The sequence below is a fragment of the Photobacterium sp. OFAV2-7 genome (assembly GCF_022347985.1).
Lineage (GTDB): Bacteria > Pseudomonadota > Gammaproteobacteria > Enterobacterales > Vibrionaceae > Photobacterium.
The window spans coordinates 1-5,880 of sequence record NZ_JAKRFQ010000262.1 but is presented as its reverse complement, the minus strand read 5'-3'; the positions used below and the strand labels follow the sequence as shown (position 1 = coordinate 5,880).

The 5,880-nt window shown below is 48.7% G+C and carries 8 protein-coding genes; 7 read left to right on the top strand and 1 reads right to left on the bottom strand.

Translation table 11 applies throughout. From position 1 onward, the window contains the following. The coding region (locus MHN01_RS14015; RefSeq protein ID WP_239411911.1) for a hypothetical protein at positions 1–799 on the bottom strand (799 nt) is incomplete at its 3' end. 355 nt (positions 800–1,154) lie between these two features. Between MHN01_RS14015 and MHN01_RS14010 the strand changes: the two genes are divergently transcribed. The 7 genes from MHN01_RS14010 to MHN01_RS13980 all read left to right on the top strand — a co-directional run. Further along, positions 1,155–2,192 carry a hypothetical protein gene (locus MHN01_RS14010; RefSeq protein ID WP_239411910.1) on the top strand — a complete coding sequence of 346 codons (1,038 nt, stop codon included), beginning with the start codon at positions 1,155–1,157 and terminating at the stop codon, positions 2,190–2,192. Positions 2,193–2,255: 63 nt separating this feature from the next. Next, positions 2,256–3,467 carry a DUF4043 family protein gene (locus MHN01_RS14005; RefSeq protein WP_239411909.1) on the top strand — a complete coding sequence of 404 codons (1,212 nt, stop codon included), beginning with the start codon at positions 2,256–2,258 and terminating at the stop codon, positions 3,465–3,467. Between the two features lie 26 nt (positions 3,468–3,493). Continuing rightward, positions 3,494–3,874 carry a hypothetical protein gene (locus MHN01_RS14000; protein ID WP_239411908.1) on the top strand — a complete coding sequence of 127 codons (381 nt, stop codon included), beginning with the start codon at positions 3,494–3,496 and terminating at the stop codon, positions 3,872–3,874. Between the two features lie 57 nt (positions 3,875–3,931). Continuing rightward, on the top strand, positions 3,932–4,369 hold the full coding sequence (locus tag MHN01_RS13995; RefSeq protein ID WP_239411907.1) for a hypothetical protein: 438 nt from the start codon (positions 3,932–3,934) through the stop codon (positions 4,367–4,369). A 2-nt stretch (positions 4,370–4,371) separates the two neighbouring features. Then, positions 4,372–4,968: a hypothetical protein gene (locus MHN01_RS13990; RefSeq protein ID WP_239411906.1), complete on the top strand. Its 597-nt coding sequence runs from the start codon at positions 4,372–4,374 to the stop codon at positions 4,966–4,968. Next, positions 4,968–5,591 (top strand): DUF6682 family protein, encoded by a 624-nt coding sequence (locus MHN01_RS13985; RefSeq protein ID WP_239411905.1) that lies wholly within the window; start codon positions 4,968–4,970, stop codon positions 5,589–5,591. The genes MHN01_RS13990 and MHN01_RS13985 overlap by 1 nt, the downstream gene beginning before the upstream one ends. Before the next feature lie 33 nt (positions 5,592–5,624). Further along, a partial coding sequence (locus tag MHN01_RS13980) for a hypothetical protein (RefSeq protein ID WP_239411904.1) occupies positions 5,625–5,880 on the top strand: 256 nt, incomplete at its 3' end.

Here is a 5,880-nt window from a genome sequence, read left to right as displayed (position 1 = left end):
TTACGCTTGCCTTAATCTGGTTACTTTCATTTGGTAACCGAATGTTGATGATATCCAAAAGTGCTGCGAGAAATAAAAAGAATACTAAAAAAATTGTTGATAATACTAATGTGAGGCTACGAAGGTTAGTCACTTGCATCTGTGTGGGTATGCTAGGGTAGTTATAACTTTTATTTGTTGTTGTCGGGTATTTGCTTTCGATATTATTTTCTTCTGGAGCGTAAGGCGGTTCGTGAACTGGTTGACTAACACTTCCATTATTATCGAATTGAATGTTGTTTTCTAATTGAATGTGGCTACTTTTAATTTCCTTCTTGCTTATAAGTTCTCTTATCACTTCACAAGAGAGGTTTGCTCCCTTAGCGATAGATTGAAACAAGAAATTAATATCTTTTTTGAAGTAATCAATAGCCTGTCGAATGGCACCATATTCAATGATACTATCTTTTATATCTTTTACATCATTTACATCGATGTTAGTTAGATATAGATAAAACTCAACAATAAGAGAACCTTCTTTTACTTGGTAATCTGCCAACTTAACATCAAACATTGGAGAGTCAAAACACTCTGTAACCTTCGTTGATAAGTACTCATATATGGGATCGTGTAATATGTTTTTGTTTGTCCACCCTAGTTTTGCCAATAAGCGCTTATTAATATTGTTTTTGATTAGGTGTGGCGTTAGCTTTTCATTTCCAATCTCATCTAAGCTTTTGAAGGTTAAACTAAAACGCCATATTTCTGATACTACTATGCTGTTGAATAAGCTCTTTGTATTACTTTGTTCTTTATGCATAGTGGTTACCTATTTGCATGGGGAATGATATTGTAAAAAATGCTGATTATAGTATATGGAATGTTAGGCACTTATTTATAAGCGTGTAATCTCTTTGCTGAGATTGATAAGACGATAAAGGCCTGCAATTCATATTTGTTTACTAAGCCGTACTAATTAATAGCATCCTTGTATCTTGCCAAAAACTCGGGCATTATTTGACCATCGTGTAAAGCTGCGCCTTCGGGTGGCAGCTTTTTTTGTATCTGAGCCTCGCTAATAGCGGGGGCTTTTTCGTATGTGCCGCTAAGCGTTTTCATCGAGAGCTCTTAGCCGCACAGACAGCGATACGTCTACATTACGGAGAAGTAAGCAAATGAACATTGAGAATATTACTGGTAACGAAACGCTAGAAGAACTGGAAGCCATGTTGGATGAACTGGATGATGCGGTGTTGGTTGACGAACCAACTGAAGCTGAGCCCGTTGTCGATGAAGCGCCAGAGCCGAAAACTGACACTGACGAAGCCAGCTCAGAAGCCGATACGAACGCAGCCCCGGCAGCTGCGGAGCAGGAAGAGCCAGAACAGGGCGAAGAAAAACAGGAAGAACAACCTCAGAAGTACATTGCTGCCAAAGATGGTGAGCACCGTATTCCGTATGAGGTGCTAGAAGCTGAGCGTGCCCAGAACCAACGCTTGCAAGAGGAACTTGCGGCATCGAAACAGCGTGAGGCTGATTTCGAGAAAACAGAGCGTCTGCTAGAGGTGCGTGATAAACAGCTTCAGAAGCTGGGTGTTGATCCTGCTGACTTACCAGAAAATCTCAAAATCACCGATGAACAGCTTGATGACTTGCAAGAAAACTATCCTGAGCTAGCCCCGGTTATCTCGACGTTGATTGCCAAGGTTCAGGCACAGGCCCCAGCTCAGGAAGAGCAGCCAGCGCCAGATGTTGATCCTGTTGTTGCGGCAATAAGTGATAACTCGGACTTAAGCTCATGGCAGGAAGAGCAGGGCGACCGCTGGAATGTAGCTTTGCACATTGATGATACTTTGCTTTCCGATCCCGCCTATCAAGGCAAACCGGCATCAGAACGTTTGGCTGAAGTGGTAAGGCGAACCAAGCTTGCGTTTGGAGAGGTTGAGCAACCACCTGAACCAGATACGCCAAGTGAGGCCGCTGAGCCAGAAGTACCAAATGAATCTGTTACCGAAAAGGCGAAAGAGGTAGTGGAGAAGGCTGCCAGCCAAAGCCTGCCTAACTCGCCGTCCGATGTAGGCGCATCCAATACGCATACCGGGAGTCTTCTAGAACAAGCCGCAGGCATGGACAGTGGTCAGCTTGAAAGCTTGTTTGACGGCATGACCCCGGCGCAGATTGATGCGCTACTGGAACAAGCCGACTCTTTATGAGGCTAACTTAATTACCTGAAACCCGCCCGAATTGGCGGGTTTTTTCGTTTCAGGAGCCAATTCATGACTACCATAACGCGCCAGCAGGCGCAGAGAATCCAAGAGGTTGCGCTGTTTACAGCAGCGAACCGGAATCGCTCGTTCGTTAACATGCTGACTGAGGCCGCACCTAAGGCAGCAACAGGCGATAAGAAGGGCAATAAACAAACTTCACCACACGCCCCGATTGTTCGGGTGACTGATCTGCAAAAAGGAGCGGGTGAAACCGTCGATATGCAGATCGTTCACAAACTATCTAAACGCCCGACCATGGGTGATAAGAAGTTGGCGGGCCGTGGTGAAGGCCTAGACTTCTCCAACTTTGAACTAGGTATTAACCAAGGACGTCACCTGGTTGATGCTGGCGGTAAGATGTCGCAGCAGCGTACCGCTCATGATATCAAGAAGACCGCCCGTACTTTGCTTGGCCCTTACTTCAATGATCTGCAAGACCAGATTGCGACGGTTCACATGGCAGGAGCTCGTGGTGATTACGTGCAGGATGACATCATTCTGCCGCTTGCCAATCACCCTGAGTATCAGGAAATTGTGGTTAATGACATCACGCCGCCAACGTATGACCGCCATTTCTTTGGTGGCGATGCGACTAGCTTTGAAGGGTTGGATGCGGCGGACGTATTCGGCATGGATGTGGTCGATAACCTAAAGCTCTATCTCGAGGAGATGGCCCATCCGCTACAGCCGATTAAGTTTGAAGCCGATGAACTGGCAGGCGATGAGCCGTTCTACTTGCTTGAGGTTACCCCGCGTCAGTGGCACATGTGGGAGCAGACCTCTACCTATAAGGACTGGCAGCAGCTTGTAGCGTCAGCACTAAACCGTGCCCGTAACTTCAAGCATCCGGTGTTTGCGGGTGAGTGTGCTATGCGCGGCAATATCTTGGTGCGTAAGTACAAGGGAATGCCAATCCGCTTCAATACAGGCTCTACGGTTGATGTGTGTAACAACGACGACGTGGCAACAGTAAGCCAGAAGACGGCAGGCACCACCATTGATCGAGCAATGCTGCTAGGTGGTCAGGCTCTGGCGAATGCCTGGGGTTCAACCAAGTCGGGCAACCATTTCTCTATGCACGAAGAGAAGACCGATCACGGTAACGGCACAGAAATCTCCATCGCCTGGATGAACGGCCTGAAGAAGATCCGTTTTGAAGACAAGAACGGTCGCGTCAATGACCACGGCATTATCGCTGTAGATACCGCAGTGACGCTGTAACTCCACTTAATTAGAAGGTCTATCTTATGGCTACGATTAAAGCGCCAAGTATGGCGGATCGTATTTATATCGGCGCGGCTGGCAACTTGTCAGTCGCGGAATCAAAGGTCGTGCTTGCAGGCGCTGCGGTTAATGATGTTGTCGAGATGGTTGAAATGCCTATCGGCCTGAAGGTTGTGGGTTTGCGTATCGTAACCGATGGCCTGGGTAATAATGTCACCGTCGATATTAAGGCCGGTAACACTGTGCTAAAGGCAGGAGTAGATGTCGCGACTGCGAATGCAACCATTATTCCGATTGTACCGGCTTATCTGGATGAGAAGGTTCCTCTGACGGCAACAATCAAGGGAGCGCCAGCTACAGGTGAGTTGGCGATCATGCCTGAGTACACGGTGATTGGCTATTAATCACAGCGATAAAACACATTAGGGAGCTTCGGCTCCCTTTATTATTGGGATGTATTTATGTCTGACAGTATTGAGATTACTTACATTGGGCCTAAGGCCGTAAAGCGTGACACCGTGGCGGGTACCCGACTTGTGTTTCCTCGCTTCAAGTCAGTGCCGACACCTGCTGATGTAGCGCATCGCTTGTTGGATTACCCAACGGTGTGGATCGAGACCAGCGAGTTTAAAGACTGGCAGGTATCGGAAGCAGAGAAGGCCGACAAGCTAGAGGCAGAAGCAACAGCAGCTGCCGAACAAGCAGCGAAGAAAGCTGCAGAAGAGAGCATGGTCGTGGTGGTCGATGGGGATGAAGTTGATCTGAATAAGCTCAACACCAGCGCTAAACTTGCAACCTTTGTGGCGGCGCAAGAGCTCGACATTGCTGCGAAAGGTTCTAACGAGAGCGTTGAACAGTTCCGAACTCGTGTTCGTGATGCTATCCGGCAGGGAGCTTAACTATGCGGTCTGTCTCTGTTTCTGACTTTATACCCAGCTTGCGCCAGTTGATTAACGTTCCGCTACCCGGGCTCATGACTGATGCAATCGTTAAAGCTTCTCAGGTGTTTTGCCGGCAAAGCAAAGTGGTGACGTTTCATCGTAGCATGGAGCAGGTGAGTGCAGGGCAGACCGTTAATGTTGTTGTTGATAGCAGCGAGAACGAAGCAACAGAGAATAGCTATAAATCATCAGAGGTGATGAGCGTAACTGCTGAGGGCGACTTGCTCCAGCTTAACGTCGATTACCTGGTTATTAGCCGTGATGAGGTGCGTTTTCTTGAGAGCCATACCAATGTAATTGTGGTGTGTGCTCTTGAGCCTACACAGCATGCAACACAGTTACCGGTGATTCTGCTTGATGACTATCTCGACGGTATTTGTGCCGGTGCCGCCAGTTTGCTCTATAGCCAACCTGACAGCGACTGGTTCAATGCCGAGCTGTCTGCCTTTCACGACCGTAAGTTTGTTGAATCCTACCGAGAAGCCGCACGGTTCCGTCTTGAAGCCAGTCCAGACCTGAGCTTTCGCAACCCTGTTCGAAGAAGAGAGTTTTTCTGATGAAAGTACAAGAGATTGTTGATCGTGTCTCTCGCGATCTTGTGGACCCGCGTAATGTTCGCTGGACGCGGGCCGAGCTGATTGATTACCTGAACGATGCTATTGCTGCCATTCTGATACGCCGTCCGGACCTAAGCCGAACCACCGCAAACAAGCAGCTAACTGGTAATACGTTGACGTTGCCTGACGACGCTTACCAGATTCTGACGGTGAACCATATCGATAACATTGCCGCTCAGTATGTGGATATCAACAAGCTAAACCAGCTGTACCCGGACTGGCGTGTTACCGAAGGGGTACCTTCTTGCTGGACCCGTAACGAGCTGGACGAGACCACGCTGTTTGTCTACCCCAAGCCGACGGCGGAGGTCACTATCGAGTTTGTCTACTCGCGCAACTTGGCAGCAGGATCGGAGACTGATGATTTTCCGCTTCCTGATTTGTATGAGGGTGTGGTGGTCGATTTCATGATGTACCGCGCTTACAACAAGGATGGCCAGAACGCGAGCGAGAGCAACAAGGCACAGCTTCATTTCCAGTCCTTCGCCACTTCCCTGGGCGACAAAGCCGCTGCAGACAGCGCCAAATCCCAACTTATCAAAGCCTCCGAAGGCGCCCGATAACCGTCAGTTCTCATCAAAACCCGGGGGGGTATTTTGAGCCAAGAATTAGTTAATTCGGTCAGTCAGCTCAGCAGCCAAACAACTCAGCTGTTGAGTGAATACATTGACGCCAAAACCACAATTGATGCTAAGGTCGCCAGCGCTTCGGCTGACGCAGCCACCGCCACCGAAAAAGCCAGCAAAGCGGCCTCTGAGGCCGCCAGTGCCATCCAGTCGCGAAACGCTGCCGCAGCCAGTGCGGCCCTTGCCAAAGAAATTGCCGAGTGGGACCAGGCCGAAACCGCAATTG